We start from the raw sequence: 18,168 nt of genomic DNA, 5'->3' as shown, positions 1-18,168 counted from the left end.
ATGTCGATTCGACTTATATGCCCTCAATGTCAATCCTCTCTATCCGTCAACAACCGATTGGCAGGTCGAGAGATCCGGTGCCCCCACTGCAGTGGAAGCATCACGGTCTCGGGCAATCAACTGGAATCAAAACAAAACGTTGCCCCCGAGTCCATCGCTAAATCCCGTGGCGACGCAAACGGAACGGTAGATTTGGACCGAATCACGGCCTCGAACGAGGAGTTTCTGGAGCCCGTTGAGTTGGCCGACGCAACGGGAGCAGATGGAATCGAGGCCGAGGAGATCGAGGTCGCGGAGCTGGTACTGGATTCGGCTCCGAAAGTATCCGAGACGAATCGCATTCCAGTTGCGACTTCGCGCGGTAGCAGTTTGCTGCTGGGTAGCTTAGAAGAAGTCAGCTTAGAACTAGAGCGTGAACAGGCGTCGCAGTCCGATGGGGAGGACGAATTCGACGAGATCTCCTTTCCCAAAAAGGAGCTACCGAAAGATGATATGGACATGACCCCGATGGTCGATGTCACATTTCTGCTTCTTATCTTCTTCATGATCACAGCTTCCTTCAGCAAAGAGAAAGTGTTTGAGGAGCCACCGCCCCTTTCGGACAACGCAGCCATGGCGACCGAACCTCCGCCTGTTTTCGATTTGGTTCGAGTTCAGATCGATGAATTCAATGGATACACAATTATTTTGCCGGGAGGGGATGAGCGCGAGGCCAGTAGCAAACAGGATCTGTTGCTCGCGCTTTCCGACGCGAGGGCAGAGGTGGCGACAGGGGCAAATGAGGACCAACTCAAACTCATGATCGAGGCCCATGTCGATTGCATCCATGCTGCGGTTGTTGCTGCCTTGGATGCGGGACGGGACAAAGGATTCACGAATTTTCAGGTTCAAGTGGTCGAGGAGTTTCAATAGTCGATGGCAGCAACTGCTTTTATTCGTTTGCTTGAAAGTCGTGGACTGCTCGATCCGGAGATCATCCAAGAGCTCTACCGTCAGGTCGAAACGTCCAAGGTTCGGGTAACCCCAGAAGCGATCGCAAAGCTTTTGGTGGAGAACGGACAGTTGACGCGTTTTCAAGCGACCAAGCTGATCACCGAGTTGAACGAGACGCTCGATCGATCCGCGAACGATCCGACTACGGCATTGCGAGGCGGACGGCCCATCGATAGCCCCGTCCCCAACGACCACGATTCGGTCGAAGATCTGTTGCCGGATGACATGGACGAAGTCGACGTCGAAGTCGTTTCGGATTCCAAGGACGGAAGCGAATCGGACGAGAATGAAACCCCAGTCGAGATCGTAGCGACCTCCGCTCCCGTGAGTCGATCGGATCTGGATGTCGATGATTTTCCAAAGCGAGTCATATCTGGCGGAACTCCTACGAAAAGCGCGTGGGAGTCATTTCGAATCCTGGGCGTTGGTTTCTTTCTACTGCTATTGCTGGTCGCGCTGGTCCCCTTGCTCTGGTGGGTGACACAAGGAACAGCAAAAGAAGCATTCGATCGCGCGGAATCGACGTACGAAGCCCGAGACTACGAGACCGCCGCGAAATTATTCACCGACTTTGCGTACAAATTCCCTAGGGACGATCGAGCGAGCGAAGCGAAGGTGCGGGCAGTTCTCGCGACCATTCGAGAGGATGCCGAAAAGGTTGCCGACCCCAGCACTGCCGCAACTCGCGCCCAGGAATTGCTCCCCACGATCGCGGGGGAGGATGCGGTGGGTGTTCTTCGGCCCGACATGTCGGACATGCTGCTTCGTATTGCCGACAAGTTTCTTTCTCGCATCGATAACACGGAGTCACTAGAGGAACGGCAGAAACTGCTCGATCGACTTTCCGAGCACATGGCTCTCATTCGCGACCCACGTTACATCGGTCCTCAAGAACGAACGCAGAATTCGCTTCGCATCCAAGGAATCGAGGAAGGACAATCGCGCGCCGCACGCGACATTCAACGAGGCCAGGATCTGCTCGTGGCTATCGACTCGATGACCAAATCGAATGAGGCCAAGGAAGTTAACAAGACGTATACAACCCGCCGAGACCTGGTCCGCAAATACCCCGTTCTCGAAACCGATAAACGGCTAAACGAGTTGTTAGCTGCAGCAACCTTGCTCCAAAAGGATCTTGTTCAATCGGTTTCCCAACCACCTGTTCTATCAACCGAAGAAGGGGCCCCCACTTCGGTTCGGCGTATTGTTTTTACGAATCGAAATGGGCAAGGTAATGCGAGTGATACCGAGCCGGTATTTTTCAAGCTAAAGGGATCGTTGGTCGCGCTACGATCGGGAGATGGTTCGGTTCTGTGGCGGAAGTTTATTGGTTACGATTGGACCGGTGGACCTCAATCGATCAGCTCCACGGGAGATAGCGACGTGCTTGTCCACTTCCCTGAGAATAACTCGGTTCAACGACTGAAAGCCGACGATGGCAGTCTCGTTTGGGAAGCAAAATTCTCCAGCAAAGTTCACCGCCCACAAATCGATGGCGACGATCTTTTTGTTTCGACACAAGACGGCCAAGCCTATTGTTTAGACGCCGCCACGGGTACGGTCCGCTGGGGAAAAAAAGTTCCGCAGGGAGCTGATGTACCCATGGGGGGAGCGTTCGGAAAACGCATGCGCTATGTCGTCGGCGACCATTCCAATCTCTATGCGTTTACGAGAGCCGGCGGTCAATGTGAGGAAGTCGAATACATTGGTCACAACCCAGGTACCATTGCCATCGCTCCAATCTGGGTCCTCAATCACCTGATGGTCTTTGAGAACACCGGTCCCGACTATTCCTACCTCAAGGTATACACGACCAACGATGAGGGATTGAATATCCAACCGAGCGGTCAGATTCCTATTCGCTTCAAGGGGCACTTTGTTGTAGATCCCCAGGTCGACGGTCGGCGCTTTGTCGTGACTACCAATCTCGGCGAGGTCGCAATCTTTGAAGTCGATGTATCGAGCAATCGCGAGAAAGTTCAAAAGATGGCTGGCTCGATCGAGAAAGAGACCAATCCGATCGTGAATTGGCCTTTGATGATCGGGACGGATCTCTATTTAGCATCCAACCGAATCGGCTTGTATCAAATCCAAGTGAGCAGCCAGAAATTGAACCGGTCGTGGCAGAAGGAAGACGGAGACTCGTTCGTCGCCAAGCCGATTCAAGCAGGGAATTCGGTTATTCATGCACGCATGGTGCGTGGCAATTTGGGAGTCCGTGTGGCAAGCATCAATGCGCAGTCGGGCGAGTTGAATTGGGAGACCGATGTAGGCGTGCCCGTAACCGCGCTCGCGGGGGACGCGTCGCGATGGACCGCGTTGACGGCTCAAGGGGCGGTCTACCAATTTACCCCCGAACAATTCACCAATCCCTCTCCGGTATCCCAAATCGAAAACTTTGGACGAAACCAACGATTGATGAAGTTTATCTCTTCGGTGACTCTACAAGATGGCAAATTGGTCGTCTTCAATGCCGAGAAGGAGAATCAATTGCTCTTGATCGATCCATCTCGTTCGCGGGGTGTAAGCAGACTGGTGTCCATCGACTTCGGCGGAGCCACGGCGGCCAATGATCCTATCGCGGTTGGCAATTTGGTGGTGGTCCCTCTTACCAATTCCCAACTTGTGTTGCTCGATCCAGACAATGCACAAATCGTGGGGGTTCCATTCCAACCCACGATTTCAGCCGGAGAGCAACCGCGTTGGTTGAATCCAGTCCTGCTACCTGACAAGCAGAGTATCGTTATCGCCGATGAAGCGCGGAGTATCTACAAGCTGTCGACTGGAAAGCAGTTGCGGACCATATTGCAGCAAGATCTCGATCGGAAGCTGAAAGGTCGCCTATCGGTATTGAACAATACTGTCGTCGCGGTAAGCACTAATGACGCCGGAGACCAGTTGGATTTCTTCGATGGCATCGAGTTAAAGCTCTTTGCGTCGCTTCCAATGGAGGGTCGGTTTGCTTGGGGGCCGTATTCGGTTCAATCCGGTGAAGTGAGTTTGGTTCTCGCGTACAGCGAAATTGAAGGACTTGTAGCTGCTGACGACAAGGGGAAGAAGCGATGGGCCATCAATCTGGATCGAATCCAGTTGCGTGGCAGACCTGCGATCGTCGGGAGCGATCTGTTGATTGGAACGGCCACGGGTGACTTGCTTCGAATCTCCCCTACGGAAGGAAAGATTGCTGGCAAGACCACGATTGGCGAGCCCGTTTATCTTGCACCGATCGTTGAGGGGAACGCAGCCGTGGTCGCCGGTGACGAAGGGACTGTAATCGCTGTTCCTGTACCGAGCGCGAACGAGTGATGATGAATATGCCAAACCTGACATTGATGGAATCGCCATCCCACTCTCTATCGAAGCCGTTGCAAGGGTTCTTCAACGGCACTCGAAGTACGCTTCGACGGATTCATGGAATCTTGATCGAACGAAGTTGGCTGCTGATAAGTGGGATGCTCGCGCTGATGGCCCTCAGCAATCCATGCGTGGCACAATCGCTCGATCAAGTATTGGAGGAGATCGGTGTGACGGGATCGGTCTTGGACGCACCCCCGTTCGATGTCATCGTGGTAACGGCTGAGCATGGAGGCAAAAGCGTTCAAGTCAATTTACTCGACTTGCCTGACCGAAAAGTTCCTAGCTCTCCAAAGCCTGCGGAGAAACTGCGTTGTGTCCTGAACCTGTTTCCAGGACGCCTCTACGAGATTCAATGGAAAGACATTTCCAAAATAATCCTTTGGGAAGAACTGGTCCTGGACCGTGCCAAAAAGCTGCTGGCCAACAAAGATTACGCCGAAGCGTTCGAGCATCTGGTTTACTTGCGCGATAATTACCCACAGTCTTCAAATGTGCAAACGTTGCACCAGGAGTTTCTTTTTTCTTCCGCGAGAGACATGGCTTCCTCGGGCGACCTCCCTCACACCCTCGCGGCCTTGGAAGAGCTTCAACGACGGTTTCCCAACTTCAGAACTGAAGATGTGCAGACAGCGATCTCCTCGGTCGCCGCGAAATTGATCGACGACCTGTTTGCCCGAAACGAACTCGGGGTGGCTCGCTCGATGATCCTTCGATTGGACAAGGAATACCCGGGTAAGCTTCCGATGGTCGCGAAAGCGAAGTCTCGATTTCAAGAGCTGGCGGAGACATATCGCAAGAGTGCGACCGAATTTCGACAAGCGGGCGATTACGGCCGTGCGAGGCAAGCCGCTGTTAGGATGCTGGAAATTGAACCAGAGCTGGAGGGGGGCAAGGAATTTCTGAATGAGCTCATCAAAGAGTTCCCACTCGTACGAGTCGGCGTATTTCAGCGAGCATCGAAGCCGGATACGGCCGCTTTGGCAGATTGGCCCGCATTCCGTTTGGGCCAGTTGACTTCGACTCCCGTTTTCTCATTCCGAAATACAGGGCCCGAAGGGGGGATCTACCAATTCAGTTACGGAAATGCAGTTCATAGTGACGACCGGATGCAGCTGGACCTTACCCTACAAAATGTCGATAGCTCGACAGTCCCCGATAGCCTGTTTCTATCGCAAGCTCTACTGCAGAGAGCCAACATCGGCCACCCACTGTACGTCCCCGGTTGGGCATCCATTTTTGAATCGGTCTCGGTCTTGGGACCGGAGAGGCTGAGGATTCGATTGCGACAACCTCACGTCTTGCCCCAAGCCATGATGCAGTGGCAGTTGCCGAAACAGGGGGAGCAAAGCTTCGTCCGCACAATCTACCAATTGAAATCGGAGGAAGACAACAGGAAGCGGTTTGAGTGGATAGGCGAATCGGATGCAGCCGATTTTCAGCCGAGAGAAATCCAAGAGGTCTATTACGAAGATCCCAATCAAGCGATCAACGATCTCCTAAAAGGGGAACTCGAATTCATCGATCGTCTCTTTCCTGCGGACGCTCGACGGCTGGGCGGTTATCGATACATCAAAACCGAACCCTACGCGCTCCCTATGGTGCACATGTTGGTTCCGCGCGGAAAGGGACCATTTTTCGAAGACCGAGAATTTCGTCGCGCTTTGCTCTACGCAATCAATCGATCCGCTATTCTGAGTGACGAGATTTTGGGCGGGAAACCTAGCCCTGTCGATCGACTTATTTCAGGCCCATTTCCAGCAGGTGCAAGCGAGACCGATGCGCTCGCTTATGCGTACAATCTCTCTGTCGAGGAACCGCCCTACGATCCAAGAACGGCAACGGTACTAGTAATGTTGTCGCAAGCGAACCAAACATCGCGAGCGGCCAAGCGAAAAGAACCCGCTCCTAAATTACCTGTCATCCGGTTGGGCGTCCCGAACTTTGAAGCCGCACGGGTGGCTGGTCAAGCGATATTGCAAGCCTGGAAAATCATCGGGGTGGATGGAAAGCTGGTTGTCTACGACGAGCTACCAAGACTGGAGGACGATTCGATCGATATCCTCTACATGTCTGCAGCTCTTTGGGAGCCTGTGACAGACGCCGAGCGTTTGTTTGGGGTGGGCGGTCCAGCGGAAACGAATAATCAATACATCGTTCAAGCCCTTGGGAAACTCAATGCAGCCAGAAATTGGCGCGAGGTTCGGGAGGGATGCCAAGATTTGCATGCGCTCGTCGCTGCCCATCTTCCTGTCCTCCCACTTTGGCAAGTGAGTGAGACATTCGCATATAGGACCGAAATCCAGGGAGTTGCGAAGCGACCGATCGGACTCTACCAAGACGTGCAAAAATGGAGGATCCAAGTCCGATGATCCCGATTCGAAGTCTATGGATGGCATCCCTTGCGATGCTCGTCTGCTCGTGGAATGCGAACGGACAGAGTCAGGTATGGGAGTTTTCTCCTTATCGCGTGAATGTTTGGGTGAGTCTTTCGCCTAGCTTGCAACTGGACCAAAACGCCGAATTGGACCTGTATCAGCAGATCCAAAAGCGATGCGAAGCGGACTTTGGTGGCACCTGGAGCATCCGGGTTCAATCGACTCCCGACTCTTTATATGGTTCCGTTCTCTACCGGATAGACGAGTTAACGGTCAATCAAGTCCTAGCGAGGGAGATGACACTCGTTGTCGGTAAGTCGGATGCGGCCAAAGCGAAGTTTCTTGAACTGAATCCTCCCCCTCCTCCTGTGAAACTCACCGCCGAGGAAGAGGCGAAGCGGCTGAAGTTGACCAAGGAGCAAATCAAGGAGCTCGAGGATGCAGCCGCGCGGGCTGCGAGTCTTCTCAGCGTGAGAACGTTTGAATCCGCCGTCGAGCGCATCAATGCGTTCCATGTCCTGCCCCTTCCCTTTACGGGTCTGAAACGTGAAGTTGCTCCCTTTGAGTCCGACGAGAAGTGGAAGAAGTTTTCGGAAAAGCTGCAACCATTCTCGGGTGATTTGGATTCGCTGAAGCGAGCTCTGGATGAAGGAGAGATCGTAGCTGCATTGGTCCCCAAGACGGAACTTGCTGCGGTTCGTGAAGTCTCGCGATCCATACCCGCACGATTGCCGTGGCAGCCCGAGGCACTGCTCAGAGACTATGACAAGATCTACATGGTGGCGATCGATTTGGTCGACGGTGCTTACCGCGTGCGCACCAAGGAAATGGACTCGTTAGTTCGCCGAATGGGTGATCTCGGAGCGGAACGCGTGCTACGGCCTCAGGATCTTGGCGGTAGCATTGCTCGATTATTGCGAGCGAGTTTCACGCCTATGGTTCGGATCGAAGAAACGGATAACTTCAGTGCGACCATGCGAGTCCGCGCGGCGGGCCTCATCACAGGAGAATCCCATCCCGCTCAAATCGGATTGGGAGATGTCGTCATCCCGTTTATCCGTCGGGACGACATGAACGGCAATCCGACCGTGCTCCAAGCGATGCCATTTACCTTTATTGCGGCGACGGAGAAGATTGATAAGACGTCCCTATATTATGGAGCGATCTTCGCGGCTAGTCGCGGTGCGTTGACGGCCGCCAAGAATCGGCGAACGCAACGACTGGGGCTGAAAGTGACCACCAAGTACCCGGAATCGGAACTTCATCTGAAATTCAGGCCGCCGTTTGGGATGCCACAAAACGTCGCCCCCCGATCGGTTCCAGGAGCCGAGGTTTATTTGCGAACGCCTGGGAGCGATGACTTGGTCATGGTGGGAAGGACCGATTGGCGCGGAGTGCTCCCTTTGACGAATGGAACGCCTCCTAAGATCCGTTACGAAATCCCAGCAAACAGTCGCAATCCTGGAATCTCCGAAGCGAGAAAGATCGTATCCGAAAGCGTTCCTCCACCCGAATATCCACAGCCTGCCCCTGAGGCGACAGGTGCAACGGACGAGAATGCACCAAAAGCGCCGTCCAAGCCTCCGAAGGGGGAAGTGCAGATCAATGTCCCGCTTTATTTGTACTATGTGAAAAACGGTGACACGCTTCTAGCGAGATTGCCAATCGTCACGGGTTTCTATCCAGTGGATGAAGCCAAATTGCCCGACGATCGCAGACGTTTGGAAACCGAAGCCTTCCTGAAGGGGCTGCAAAACGAAGTCCTCGACTTGGTTGTCCGACGTAAGATTTTGGAGTCGCGCGTCAATGCCAAGCTCAAGGAAGGAAAGGTATCGGAAGCGCAAACCGTTTTGGAAGATCTTAAAAGGATTAAGAACTACGAGCGAATGTCGGAGCAGATCGAGTCTGTTCAAAGACGAGCAACCGATGAATCGCGGGGTCGCGTCGGTCCCGTTTTGCAGAAGAAAATTGATGAAATGGTGGATTCGACTCGTAAGATTATGCAGCAATGGCTCCAGGACGATTTGTTGCGAGATCTAGAAAACAAAGTGAACGAGGCAAAATAATGAAGACCGTTCTCGACGTTGGAAACTGCAATCCCGACCACGCAGCAATCCGTTCCATGCTTTCCGCTCGTTACGATGTCCAAGTCCTTCGGGCCGATGCGCTCTCCGATACCCTCCAAATCCTCAAAAAAGGGGGAGTCGACTTGGTACTCATCAATCGCAAGCTAGACATCGACTATTCGGACGGTGTCGAGATTCTGAAGGCGATCAAGGCGGATCCCGATTTGTCCAACATCCCGGTGATGATCATCACAAACTACCCGGAACATCAAGAAGCCGCCGTGGCGCTGGGTGCCGAATACGGGTTTGGCAAGCTACAATATCAGGAGATGGACACGCAGGAACGCCTGTCTCGATTTCTTGATCGCAAATAGCAGAACATGACTAAGAAGCCTGATGTCGACGAAGTAGAGCTGGCTCGACAAATCCTACGCGCGGTTGGACTCCGAAGCACTCCGGCTCGGATCGCGGTCCTATCGGCTTTGCGCAAGGCGACGAAACCTCAAACGCACGCCGAACTCTCCGATTTGCTCGTTCCCCAAGGCTTCGACAAAGCGACGGTGTTCCGAAACCTGACGGATCTCACCGACGCAGAGTTGGTGAGTCGCACGGAACTCGGAGACCACGTCTGGCGATTCGAGATCCGAGATCCCGAACACGATCGGAGCAGCCACCCGCACTTTGTGTGCGTGGAGTGCGGGATTGTCTCCTGTTTAGAAGGAATCTCGGTGCCAGATGAGAAGGTTCGAAAGTCGCACAACATCTCTCGAGTCACCGAGATCTTGGTAAAAGGTCATTGCACCGTCTGCGAACCCTCCGCGGGCCGATAAACGCTTAGACCGTCCCAACCTCGGGGTGCACCCATGGTGCTCGGTAAGCGCGTCGCAACATCTGATTCGCTGCGTCGTCTCCCACGATCTTGCCCTGTGATGGATCCCACGCCAACGATCTTCCAAGCTCGAGGGACATATTCGCAAGGATGCACGCAGCCGTTGAAATATGGCCCTGTTCGATATCCGCAACCGGTTTGGAACGCTCTTGGATCGACTTCAAGAAGTCGAGCATATGCACGCGTATAGCGGGTGCAACATGTTGTTCTAGATCTTTTTCGGTTCGATCCTCCGGGTATTTGTCCAATTCCATCACCACATCACGATGTACGGGCTTTTGCCTTCGGTCGCGGGGAATGAAATCGAATTTCTGAACACTCATTTTGAGTGTTCCTTTTTCTCCATACAGGGTCGCTCCCCAAGGATACTCAGGATCAGGGGCATCGCCCCAAGTTCGATGGGTCCAAACCACATTCAATTCGGGAAACTCGAATGTGGCAGTTTGCGTGTCGGGAATATTGGCTTTGGAATTCTTATCGACAAAGATTCCTCCTTGCGAGGAGACTCTCGTGGGCCACCCCAGTCCCAGTTGCCATCGAACGAGATCGAGCATGTGGATACACATATCGCCGACAATCCCGTTGCCATATTCCTTAAAGGCTCGCCAACGCCGCGGGTGGCAAAGATTATTGTAGGGACGCATCGGGGCAGGGCCGGTCCACATTTCGTAATCCAGATTTGCAGGAGGCATCTCATCGGGTGGGTTTTCTTTGGCCCGCATATGGTAGTAGCAGTAGACTTCCGCATGGGAGACTTTCCCGAGAAGCCCAGCGTCGACAATGTCCCGTTTGGCTTCCATCAAATGCGGTGTGCTGCGCCGCTGCGTTCCGACTTGCACGACTCGATTGTATTTCCGAGCGGCTGCGAGCATCGCCTCTCCCTCGACGATATCGACGCTGATCGGTTTTTGAACGTAAACGTCCGCTCCGGTTTTCAAGGCCTCGATCGTTGGGAGCGCATGCCAATGGTCAGGGGTTGCGATCAAGACAATATCGAGATCTTTCTCCGCCAGCATTTTTCGGTAATCAGAAAACGTTCTCGGCGCAGTTCCTTTCTGCTTCTGTGTAACCATCTCGGAAGCCTCCGAGAGCATTTTGCTATCGACGTCGCAAAGGGATACCACATCGACGGGAGCGACCTGCATCAATCGAAACAGATCGCATTTGCCATACCAACCGGTCCCGATCAGCCCGACGCGTTTGTTCTTGTTATCCAAAAGATTCGCCAACGTTTCGCTGTGTTGGGCGAGGGCGATCGATCCCGCAGCCGCCCCGGCTAGAAAATGCCTTCTGTCCATCGTGTTGTTTCCTGTGAAAGCTAATGGTTTGAATGTGTGGTCGAAGAAAACACGCCCAAGATCGCGGGCTCTATTTCTTGTCAAGCCGTTTGATTCGGATGTTTCGATAAAGTGCTTCGGTGGGGGGACCGGAGTGAATCTGCAGCCCTATGATGCCTTCCTTAGCGATCTTTGCATCCTCTTCGACATACGACACCGTTGGGTTTCCATTGAGTCCGAGCGTAACCGTTCACGGGGTGGGGAGTATCTTGGGGGCTGGCTGATTTGTTAGTTTGGCTTCGATGGCTCGAACAAGGTACTGATAGACGCTTCGATTTTGAATGCGGCATGTTGCTGCAACGCTAAAGATGCGCTCGATAAACCTGCTGCCGCCTTCCGACTGCGTTCCAAAAGATAACTTTCGATAAATGACAGCCTTGCGCAACGCTCGTTCGGCGCGGTTGTTCGTTGGTTCAAGCCCTTGATTGCTGATGAACAGCCATAACCGGTTTCGGTGCACATACAGCGATTTACACTGATTCCGCAACTTCGAATCGTGACTTCCCATTCCTGCGTACAGAAGTTCATTGATCTTCTTGGCTATTGGGATCGCTGAATTCTGGAATTCCTCCCATTCGATCTGGCCTTGCTTGAATCGATGCCATAGACGAAAAACTTCTTTGACCTCTTTCATGACTTGAGTACCGAATCCGACACGATCCGGGACCTTCGAATCGATCATCGCTTGGATATCGCGAATCAAGTGAGCCCAGCACCATTGCAGATGTTTCGCAACATAGTACATCTTCGCACGGTCGCAGTTGATGATGCCTTCAAAATTAGAACCTAGAAGCGATTCGATCGCAGTTGCTGCGCGACTGGCGAAAACAGAAAAAACGACGAATTGATTTGCTACGGCCGTCCACAGCCAGGCCTTGGTGTTGGCCTGCTTAGTGGGGGTTTCGTCCATAAAGACGTTGCGCTCTGATGCAAGCGATTGCCGGAGTTCTTCGTGCGGTTTGGCGAGCGCTGCCGATGCGATGTCCTGCATCTTGACGGTGGTTGCAGGGCAACAGGGAATGTTCAGTAGGTCGCGTAGAAATTCCGACGCTAGGCGTTTGCTTTGGCGAAAGTGTCCCATCAGTAATGCGGTAAATGCAATCAGCCTCGGTCCGGACTGTCCACTCGGTACACCTATTGGAAGCTCAGCACATGTTGTTGTGCCGCATCGGGTGCAATGGAGTCGATGACGCTGGTATTCGGTGATGAAAGCCTTGATGACCGGAAGTTCATAAACTTGGTGACGGATAGGTGAAGAATCTTCGCCGGACAGTGGTTTTTGGCAACAACGGCACGTCGAAGGCATCAGCGCAATTATAGAGTCGCATTGGTCAACCGGGACCAACGCACGCTGGTGGCGAGGGTGTCCCTTTTGTCCACCACGACTTTTACCGCTCTTGGGTTTGTTCTTAAGAGCTTTGGCGTGGGGATGCACGCTGCTTGGCGGTATTGAGGAATTCTGAGGGGTCAGTTTCTTGACTTGAGATTCGAGATCCGAGATTTTCGCATTTAAATCAACGATCTGCGATTGCAGGATGTTGATCTGGGACTGAAAGCCAGCAATCAACGCGTGCACAAAAGCCCGAACCGCCGGAGTCATCTCGGCGTCGATTTCAGCAGGGATCAGCGGATGGGATGATGTTGGTGGAGACACGATAATCTATGTCGTGTCCCAAACACCTCTTCCGTGTCTAGATCAGTTTTTCCATTTTGTTGGCGCGACCCGTGAACGGTTACAGTCCGAGCTCGATGCGATTTCCGATTGCCTTGATGCTCAGCTCATTCCAATCGTTCGGTTTAACCCAGTTCTTGAGCTTGTCGTCGCTCACCTCCGCCAACATCTTGTTTCGACGCGACTCGTCGTACAAGCACCCCCAGACATTGCGATTCCATGCCCTTCCGACATCGCATTGGTACCCGCTCACTTCGGTATTGTTTGGGATTCGAACTGTGCGAAATTGTACGCCGGCGTTGTCCCCTTCGCCCCGGAGCTTCACTTCGAGTTTCAATTCAAAATCGCCAAACTTTTCTTTAGTACACAAGAATTCATTGTGGGGGATTTTCTTGTCCAGTGCCCCCGCCACAATCGCACCTTCTTCGATACGAAACCAATCCTGGTTCCCTTCCCATCCCGACAGGGACTTGCCATCGAAAAGCCATTCGAATCCTTCTTCCAGCTTGATCGAAGCAGGAACTCTAGAGGATTCTTGGGCATGGATTGCCGAAGGAGCAGTAAAGGGAATACAAACCGTCGCAAGAGTAGCCAGGAGAGTTAGCTTTTTCATCGGATTCGCCGGGAAGGGTAAAAAAAGGAATCGGGTAGACCGTGTTGGAAAATCGAGTTCATTGTAGCATAGGACGCGACTCAATTTCGTTCGACAACCCCAATGCCAGCTTCATGGAAACTCCCTCGCTTTCTCGCCCGACATCGATCATTCTGGATTCGCGTCTGGTCGCCATTCTTCGATTGTCCGACCTGCAGGATGCTCTGCCGCTCGTCGAGTCCCTTCTTTCGGGAGGTGTGCGGGCGCTGGAGTTTACCCTTACGAATCCCGACTCTCCTCGAGTCGTATCGGAGTGTTTGAAGCACTTTGACGAGCTGACGACCGGAAACGCCACCATCGGACTGGGATCGGTACGTAACGTTGAAGAAGCGAAACGGGCGGTCGATTGCGGCGCTCAGTTCGTGGTGTCTCCGATCACCGATCTTCGCGTCATGGAATACTGTCATCGCTTCCACATCCCTACTTGCCCCGGGGCTTACACCCCTACAGAAATCGCTCTCGCGCACGAGGCGGGTGCAGGTATCGTTAAAGTTTTCCCCGCGAGGAATCTTGGGCCCGAATACATTCGCGACGTGCTCGCTCCGATGCCCTATCTTCGACTGATGCCGACAGGGGGAATCGATTTGCAAAATGTCATGAGATACTTCCGGTCCGGGGCCGTGGCGGTCGGAGTAGGGGGGCAGTTTCTGAATCCTACTTGGATTCAAGAGAAGAACTGGGCAAGCATTCGTGATGCGGCGAGTCAATTCGCTGCCGCATGCGTACCCGCGGCAGCGTCGAACGAATCCTAACGATTCGGCTTTTGCGATTCGCGGAGCCGTTCCAAATCGTGGTCGACCATGATTTGCGCGAGCTCGGCGAGCGTTGTTTTGGGGGACCACCCCAACACGCGTTGGGCCTTGCTCGCATCGCCGAGGAGCGAATGAGGATCGGCGGGGCGATTGAATCGTGGATCCAATCGGTAGTATTCCCTCCAATCGAGTCCGACGTGTTCAAATGCTAATTGCAAGAATGCCTTGACACTGTGGGTAGTCCCTGTTGCCAAGACGAAGTCGTCCGCGGTGGGTTGTTGAAGCATCAGCCACATCGCTTCCACGAATTCCTTGGCGTAGCCCCAGTCCCGTTCGGAGTCGATGTTTCCCATCAACAACTCCTGTTGCATCCCAAGTTTGATGCGTGCAGCAGCAAGCGAAATCTTCTTGGTTACAAAATTCTCAGACCGGCGAGGGCTTTCATGGTTGTAACAAATGGCATTGCAAAAGAATAAACCATGAGCCTCGCGGTAGATTCTTACCATTTGCGTTGCGAACGCTTTGGCGCATCCGTATGGAGAGGTGGGATTCATGGGCGTCTCTTCGTTTTGGGGAACCACTAAAGGACTCCCGAAAATCTCGCGACTGCTCGCATGCAAAAACCGTGGCGGATTGTCCTGGTCGCGCAAGATCTCCATGATGCGAAGCGTCCCAATTGCCGTGAGTTCGCACGTGCTCTCGGGAATATCAAAACTCAATCCGACGTGCGATTGCCCTGCCAAGTGATAAAACTCGTCCGGCTGGGCTTTGCGAACAATCCTGCGAATCGATGTCGCGTCCGAGAGGTCCGCATAATGCAAATGCAGACGTTTGCCATAAATGGCAGGATCGTTGTATTGCTTAGACAATCTGGGTCGATCCAGAGAACTACTGCGACGAACAATGCCGTGCACCGTATATCCCTTTTCCAGCAGCAATTCGCAAAGATACGAACCGTCTTGTCCTGTAATACCAGAGATAATGGCTCTCATACTAAGACGAAGCTTTCGAAATCCAAACGGCGGGTTGAGGTTCTAGCTCGGACGCGACCGGCGACCCGGAGTCCTTGCGACCGCTGCCTTCCAAGCGGCTCACAATGCGAACCTCCATATCTTGCTCACAAAGAATCTGGCAGCTCAATCGACAGCCTGATAGACCTCGAGCAGCGAGGATATCCTTCTCGGCTTGAGTCATCTTATCGGGCTCGCCGGATACGAACTCAACGCGACAGGTCGTGCAGCGAGCCTTTCCGCCGCAGGCGTGCAATTGATCGACACCTTGGTCTCGTATGGCTTGTACCAATCGTGTGCCGATTGCGACATCAAAGCTTCCAATACCTTCCAAAGTTAGTTTCGGCATCGTTTTCTCGTTGTTGTTGTTGTTGATGGGTTGAAGGATTCGGAGATAAAACAGACGGGTACGTTGGCTTTACGCTTTCGTCCAATTCGCAAGGGGAGTGGCGATGCCGTTTGCGTCGACTTGCCATGGAACCCAAGCTATGGCGAGGAGTTTAATCTTCGTATCCCCTTTGCGAATAGGAATCTCGACCGATTCCAAAATCAAATTCTCAGGGGCATACTGCACGACAACTTCGTCGATCGCACTTTTTGCTTCTGCCTCAAGTGCGTCTTTCGCAGCCGATAGCTCTTCCAACGTTTCTTCCGCGCGCATGACGTCCCCTTGCTGAGCCGTTGCTCGCCCGATGCTTTTCACCGCGGATGCGGCCTTCGTCACGTTGGTTCTGCTAGACACTTTTCGGCCGAACAACGCACCGAGGAGCGAGGAGCCGACTTGGAAATAGCCTTCTAGCTTTTTCGACTGCGCTTCTTGCTTCTCGCGTTCCAAACGCTGTTGCGCTGCGAGTAGGCGGGTCTGCAATGAACGGATCTTGTCGGCAAATTTGTCTCGTAGCTTTTCGACCGCATCATCCCGCGCTTCCCGGGTCGCCACCGCCAACTGGATCCGAGCCTCCGACTCCGAAATCCCTGGCCCCACGGTTTTCTTAACCGCCTTGCAGTAGTACACGACGTATTGCTGATGTCGGAAGAGATAGTCTCGGAACGATTTGTCTAACTTTGCCAAGTTCTTTGCATTTGTGAGAGACGCGGGTAACTCCGCGAACGCAAGGCCCTCGTCCGGCTGCCGCCGAAGCTGAATACATCCCGGAACAACGGATTGCACCGATTCCCAGCTATCCAGAGTTCCTGATTCCACCAACTCGGAATCGAGGCTAGGGGCTAACCATTGCAGATCTTCCCAACCGTCGATGTTGGAGGAGGCTCTTACATAATGAACACTGCAATCGACGTAGAGAGCCGGACGGTAGACCAATTGGGTTCCCGGTTTTGGGATGATGGTCATGTCCAGAAACCGTTCTTCAATCGGGGGCGGCACGATCGGTCGAGCGCCTGTTCGATCTACGATGGATCTCTTCGGTGAATCGGCTTGCAACGGGGTGCCTTCGATCTGACCAGATCGTCTTGCCTGCTTTCGCGGTTGCATCAAGCTCGAAATTTGGTCCCGCGAGAGGGGCCCCCTCAGGAAGGACAAGGCCCATCTCGTCTGGAAAACGGTAGGGGAGTTGTCATGGACATTGTTCATCAAGAAAACGCGATTACCGAGCGACGAGAGGGCCTTTTCCATCTCCCCTCGATCGAACGCGCCTCCTTGCTGGGCAGAGGCACCCTCCAGGCCGTCTAGGACTCGGTCTTTGTCCCGCTGTGTCTGCAACCGCCCGAGGAACCAAGTCCCCATGTTGGCCAGACCTTTGTAGTCGAGGTCCACTGGATTCTGGGTAGCCAGAACGATTCCCAGGCCAAACGCTCTCGCTTGTTTGAGAAGCGTGAGCATCGGTGGCTTCGAGGGCGGCTTTGCAGACGGTGGAAAGTATCCGAAGACCTCATCCATGTAGAAGATGGCTCGCAGTGAACTGGTTCCCGGTTGGGCTCGCATCCAGGAAAGCAATTCACCCAAAAGAATCGTGACGAAGAACATTCTTTCGGCATCGCTGAGGTGGGCGATCGAGAGGATGGAGACGCGCGGAGCGCCGTCTTTGCGATACAACAAGTCGCGTACGTCTAACGTCTCGCCCTTCAACCAACCAGCGAATGCAGGCGACGCGAGCAGATTGTTGAGGCTCATTGCCAGCTTCGTGCGATCGGACGTTGGAAAAAAACTCTCCAGGTCCATAACGCCGATGCGCGTCAATGGAGGTGATTGAATGCTACGGATCAAGTCCTCAATTGACAGATCGACACCCTTCCGCCACGCATGATCGAGTATGTTCGATAGCAAAATATGCTCTCGGCTGCTCAAGGGATCAGCCTCGATCCCCATGAGCGCTAACAATGCGGACGCCGACGAGGTGAGTTTCTCCCGGTAAGTCTCCTCATCCTGAAGCAGTTCCTCTCCGGGGGCGTCAAAGCTCTTGAGAACCGTCAGAGGAACACCGATCTCACTGCCTGGTGTGTAGATCGTGATATCGGACTTATCGTGAAACGTCTTCAAACGATCCAGGGGCTGATCCCATTCCAACAGCCCGCTGCGCCACCGCTCAGCGGTCTCCTGGGCAATCTCCTCCAGACTCTTGCTTTGCCGGGCTGATTCCGACGGATCGATCCAAGGTTCAAAATCCTTCGACTCCAAATTCGGAAAGGACAGAAGCAGGTTTCCTAGGTCTCCCTTGGGATCGATACAGATCACCGGAATCCCATCCAAGATCGCCTCTTCAAGCAGGCTCAAACAGAGTCCTGTCTTCCCACTACCCGTCATTCCCACACATAGTGCGTGCGTGACCAGATCTCGCGAATCGTAGTTCAGATACTCCGGCAAAAGTGACCGGGCGGATAAATCGAACTTCTTGCCGAGATAAAACAGTCCAAGCTTCTCGTAATCTGCAATAGATGGCATGGGAGCCCCTGGGGACGAAATGCGGCACTCAACAATGACGCCATTGTAATGGCATCATTGTAATGACAAAGAGAATCGCCAGGGGCTTATCGAGATGTTGCGTTCTGCATGGAATAGACCTCGTGCAGCCGACTGGGCTGGTCGGCTGGGAGTTGAGATCGACAGC

General features: G+C 53.4%; 13 protein-coding genes and 1 pseudogene. 7 read left to right on the top strand and 7 right to left on the bottom strand.

What is annotated here, in order from left to right:
• The 6 genes from VN12_RS24320 to VN12_RS24295 are packed head-to-tail and all read left to right on the top strand — an operon-like array spanning position 1 to position 9,621.
• The gene (locus VN12_RS24320; RefSeq protein ID WP_146679491.1) at positions 1–912 is read left to right on the top strand and encodes a biopolymer transporter ExbD; all 912 of its coding nucleotides are present in this window, start codon (positions 1–3) and stop codon (positions 910–912) included.
• Positions 913–915: 3 nt separating this feature from the next.
• Positions 916–4,299 carry a PQQ-binding-like beta-propeller repeat protein gene (locus VN12_RS24315; RefSeq protein ID WP_146679490.1) on the top strand — a complete coding sequence of 1,128 codons (3,384 nt, stop codon included), beginning with the start codon at positions 916–918 and terminating at the stop codon, positions 4,297–4,299.
• 8 nt (positions 4,300–4,307) lie between these two features.
• A complete protein-coding gene (locus VN12_RS24310) occupies positions 4,308–6,719 on the top strand; it encodes an ABC transporter substrate-binding protein (protein ID WP_168164622.1) in 2,412 nt (803 codons plus the stop codon).
• Positions 6,716–8,791 (top strand): hypothetical protein, encoded by a 2,076-nt coding sequence (locus tag VN12_RS24305; protein WP_146679488.1) that lies wholly within the window; start codon positions 6,716–6,718, stop codon positions 8,789–8,791. Before VN12_RS24310 ends, VN12_RS24305 begins: the two co-directional genes overlap by 4 nt.
• Positions 8,791–9,165 carry a response regulator gene (locus VN12_RS24300; RefSeq protein WP_240491257.1) on the top strand — a complete coding sequence of 125 codons (375 nt, stop codon included), beginning with the start codon at positions 8,791–8,793 and terminating at the stop codon, positions 9,163–9,165. Before VN12_RS24305 ends, VN12_RS24300 begins: the two co-directional genes overlap by 1 nt.
• Before the next feature lie 6 nt (positions 9,166–9,171).
• Positions 9,172–9,621 carry a Fur family transcriptional regulator gene (locus VN12_RS24295; RefSeq protein ID WP_146679487.1) on the top strand — a complete coding sequence of 150 codons (450 nt, stop codon included), beginning with the start codon at positions 9,172–9,174 and terminating at the stop codon, positions 9,619–9,621.
• A 4-nt stretch (positions 9,622–9,625) separates the two neighbouring features.
• Here VN12_RS24295 and VN12_RS24290 read toward each other — a convergent pair whose 3' ends face one another.
• The 4 genes and pseudogenes from VN12_RS24290 to VN12_RS24275 form a co-directional block, all read right to left on the bottom strand.
• The gene (locus VN12_RS24290) at positions 9,626–10,978 is read right to left on the bottom strand and encodes a Gfo/Idh/MocA family protein (RefSeq protein WP_146679486.1); all 1,353 of its coding nucleotides are present in this window, start codon (positions 10,976–10,978) and stop codon (positions 9,626–9,628) included.
• Positions 10,979–11,048: 70 nt separating this feature from the next.
• Positions 11,049–11,192: pseudogene (locus tag VN12_RS24285) on the bottom strand (family 16 glycoside hydrolase); the annotation flags it as partial.
• A gap of 15 nt (positions 11,193–11,207) precedes the next feature.
• On the bottom strand, positions 11,208–12,671 hold the full coding sequence (gene tnpC, locus VN12_RS24280) for an IS66 family transposase (RefSeq protein ID WP_146674972.1): 1,464 nt from the start codon (positions 12,669–12,671) through the stop codon (positions 11,208–11,210).
• A 79-nt stretch (positions 12,672–12,750) separates the two neighbouring features.
• Positions 12,751–13,302: a DUF1080 domain-containing protein gene (locus VN12_RS24275; RefSeq protein WP_146679484.1), complete on the bottom strand. Its 552-nt coding sequence runs from the start codon at positions 13,300–13,302 to the stop codon at positions 12,751–12,753.
• A gap of 113 nt (positions 13,303–13,415) precedes the next feature.
• On the opposite strand from VN12_RS24275, the gene VN12_RS24270 reads away from it, so the two are divergent.
• Positions 13,416–14,093, top strand: a complete 678-nt coding sequence (locus tag VN12_RS24270; RefSeq protein WP_146679482.1) for a bifunctional 4-hydroxy-2-oxoglutarate aldolase/2-dehydro-3-deoxy-phosphogluconate aldolase — start codon at positions 13,416–13,418, stop codon at positions 14,091–14,093.
• On the opposite strand, the gene VN12_RS24265 is transcribed toward VN12_RS24270, so the two are convergent.
• From VN12_RS24265 to VN12_RS24255, 3 genes are all read right to left on the bottom strand, one after another.
• On the bottom strand, positions 14,090–15,085 hold the full coding sequence (locus VN12_RS24265; RefSeq protein WP_146679479.1) for a GDP-mannose 4,6-dehydratase: 996 nt from the start codon (positions 15,083–15,085) through the stop codon (positions 14,090–14,092). The two genes, VN12_RS24270 and VN12_RS24265, sit on opposite strands and share 4 nt — an antisense overlap.
• 1 nt (position 15,086) lies before the next feature.
• Positions 15,087–15,452 carry a 2Fe-2S iron-sulfur cluster-binding protein gene (locus VN12_RS24260; RefSeq protein ID WP_146679477.1) on the bottom strand — a complete coding sequence of 122 codons (366 nt, stop codon included), beginning with the start codon at positions 15,450–15,452 and terminating at the stop codon, positions 15,087–15,089.
• Between the two features lie 69 nt (positions 15,453–15,521).
• Positions 15,522–18,002: a helicase HerA domain-containing protein gene (locus VN12_RS24255; RefSeq protein WP_146679475.1), complete on the bottom strand. Its 2,481-nt coding sequence runs from the start codon at positions 18,000–18,002 to the stop codon at positions 15,522–15,524.
• Between the last annotated feature and the right edge of the window lie 166 nt (positions 18,003–18,168).

This window comes from Pirellula sp. SH-Sr6A (assembly GCF_001610875.1).
Lineage (GTDB): Bacteria > Planctomycetota > Planctomycetia > Pirellulales > Pirellulaceae > JBKCUI01.
Note: the sequence above shows the minus strand (reverse complement) of the source record. Positions and strands in the feature narration are given on the sequence as shown.

Bases quoted from the DNA above. Each gene is read 5' to 3' on its own strand.
- VN12_RS24320 (WP_146679491.1), top strand. From the start codon at position 1: ATGTCGATTCGACTTATATGCCCTCAATGTCAATCCTCTCTATCCGTC.
- VN12_RS24290 (WP_146679486.1), bottom strand. From the start codon at position 10,978: ATGGACAGAAGGCATTTTCTAGCCGGGGCGGCTGCGGGATCGATCGCC.
- VN12_RS24315 (WP_146679490.1), top strand. From the start codon at position 916: ATGGCAGCAACTGCTTTTATTCGTTTGCTTGAAAGTCGTGGACTGCTC.
- VN12_RS24310 (WP_168164622.1), top strand. From the start codon at position 4,308: ATGCCAAACCTGACATTGATGGAATCGCCATCCCACTCTCTATCGAAG.
- VN12_RS24305 (WP_146679488.1), top strand. From the start codon at position 6,716: ATGATCCCGATTCGAAGTCTATGGATGGCATCCCTTGCGATGCTCGTC.
- VN12_RS24295 (WP_146679487.1), top strand. From the start codon at position 9,172: ATGACTAAGAAGCCTGATGTCGACGAAGTAGAGCTGGCTCGACAAATC.
- VN12_RS24260 (WP_146679477.1), bottom strand. From the start codon at position 15,452: ATGCCGAAACTAACTTTGGAAGGTATTGGAAGCTTTGATGTCGCAATC.
- VN12_RS24300 (WP_240491257.1), top strand. From the start codon at position 8,791: ATGAAGACCGTTCTCGACGTTGGAAACTGCAATCCCGACCACGCAGCA.
- VN12_RS24275 (WP_146679484.1), bottom strand. From the start codon at position 13,302: ATGAAAAAGCTAACTCTCCTGGCTACTCTTGCGACGGTTTGTATTCCC.
- VN12_RS24255 (WP_146679475.1), bottom strand. From the start codon at position 18,002: ATGCCATCTATTGCAGATTACGAGAAGCTTGGACTGTTTTATCTCGGC.
- VN12_RS24270 (WP_146679482.1), top strand. From the start codon at position 13,416: ATGGAAACTCCCTCGCTTTCTCGCCCGACATCGATCATTCTGGATTCG.
- VN12_RS24265 (WP_146679479.1), bottom strand. From the start codon at position 15,085: ATGAGAGCCATTATCTCTGGTATTACAGGACAAGACGGTTCGTATCTT.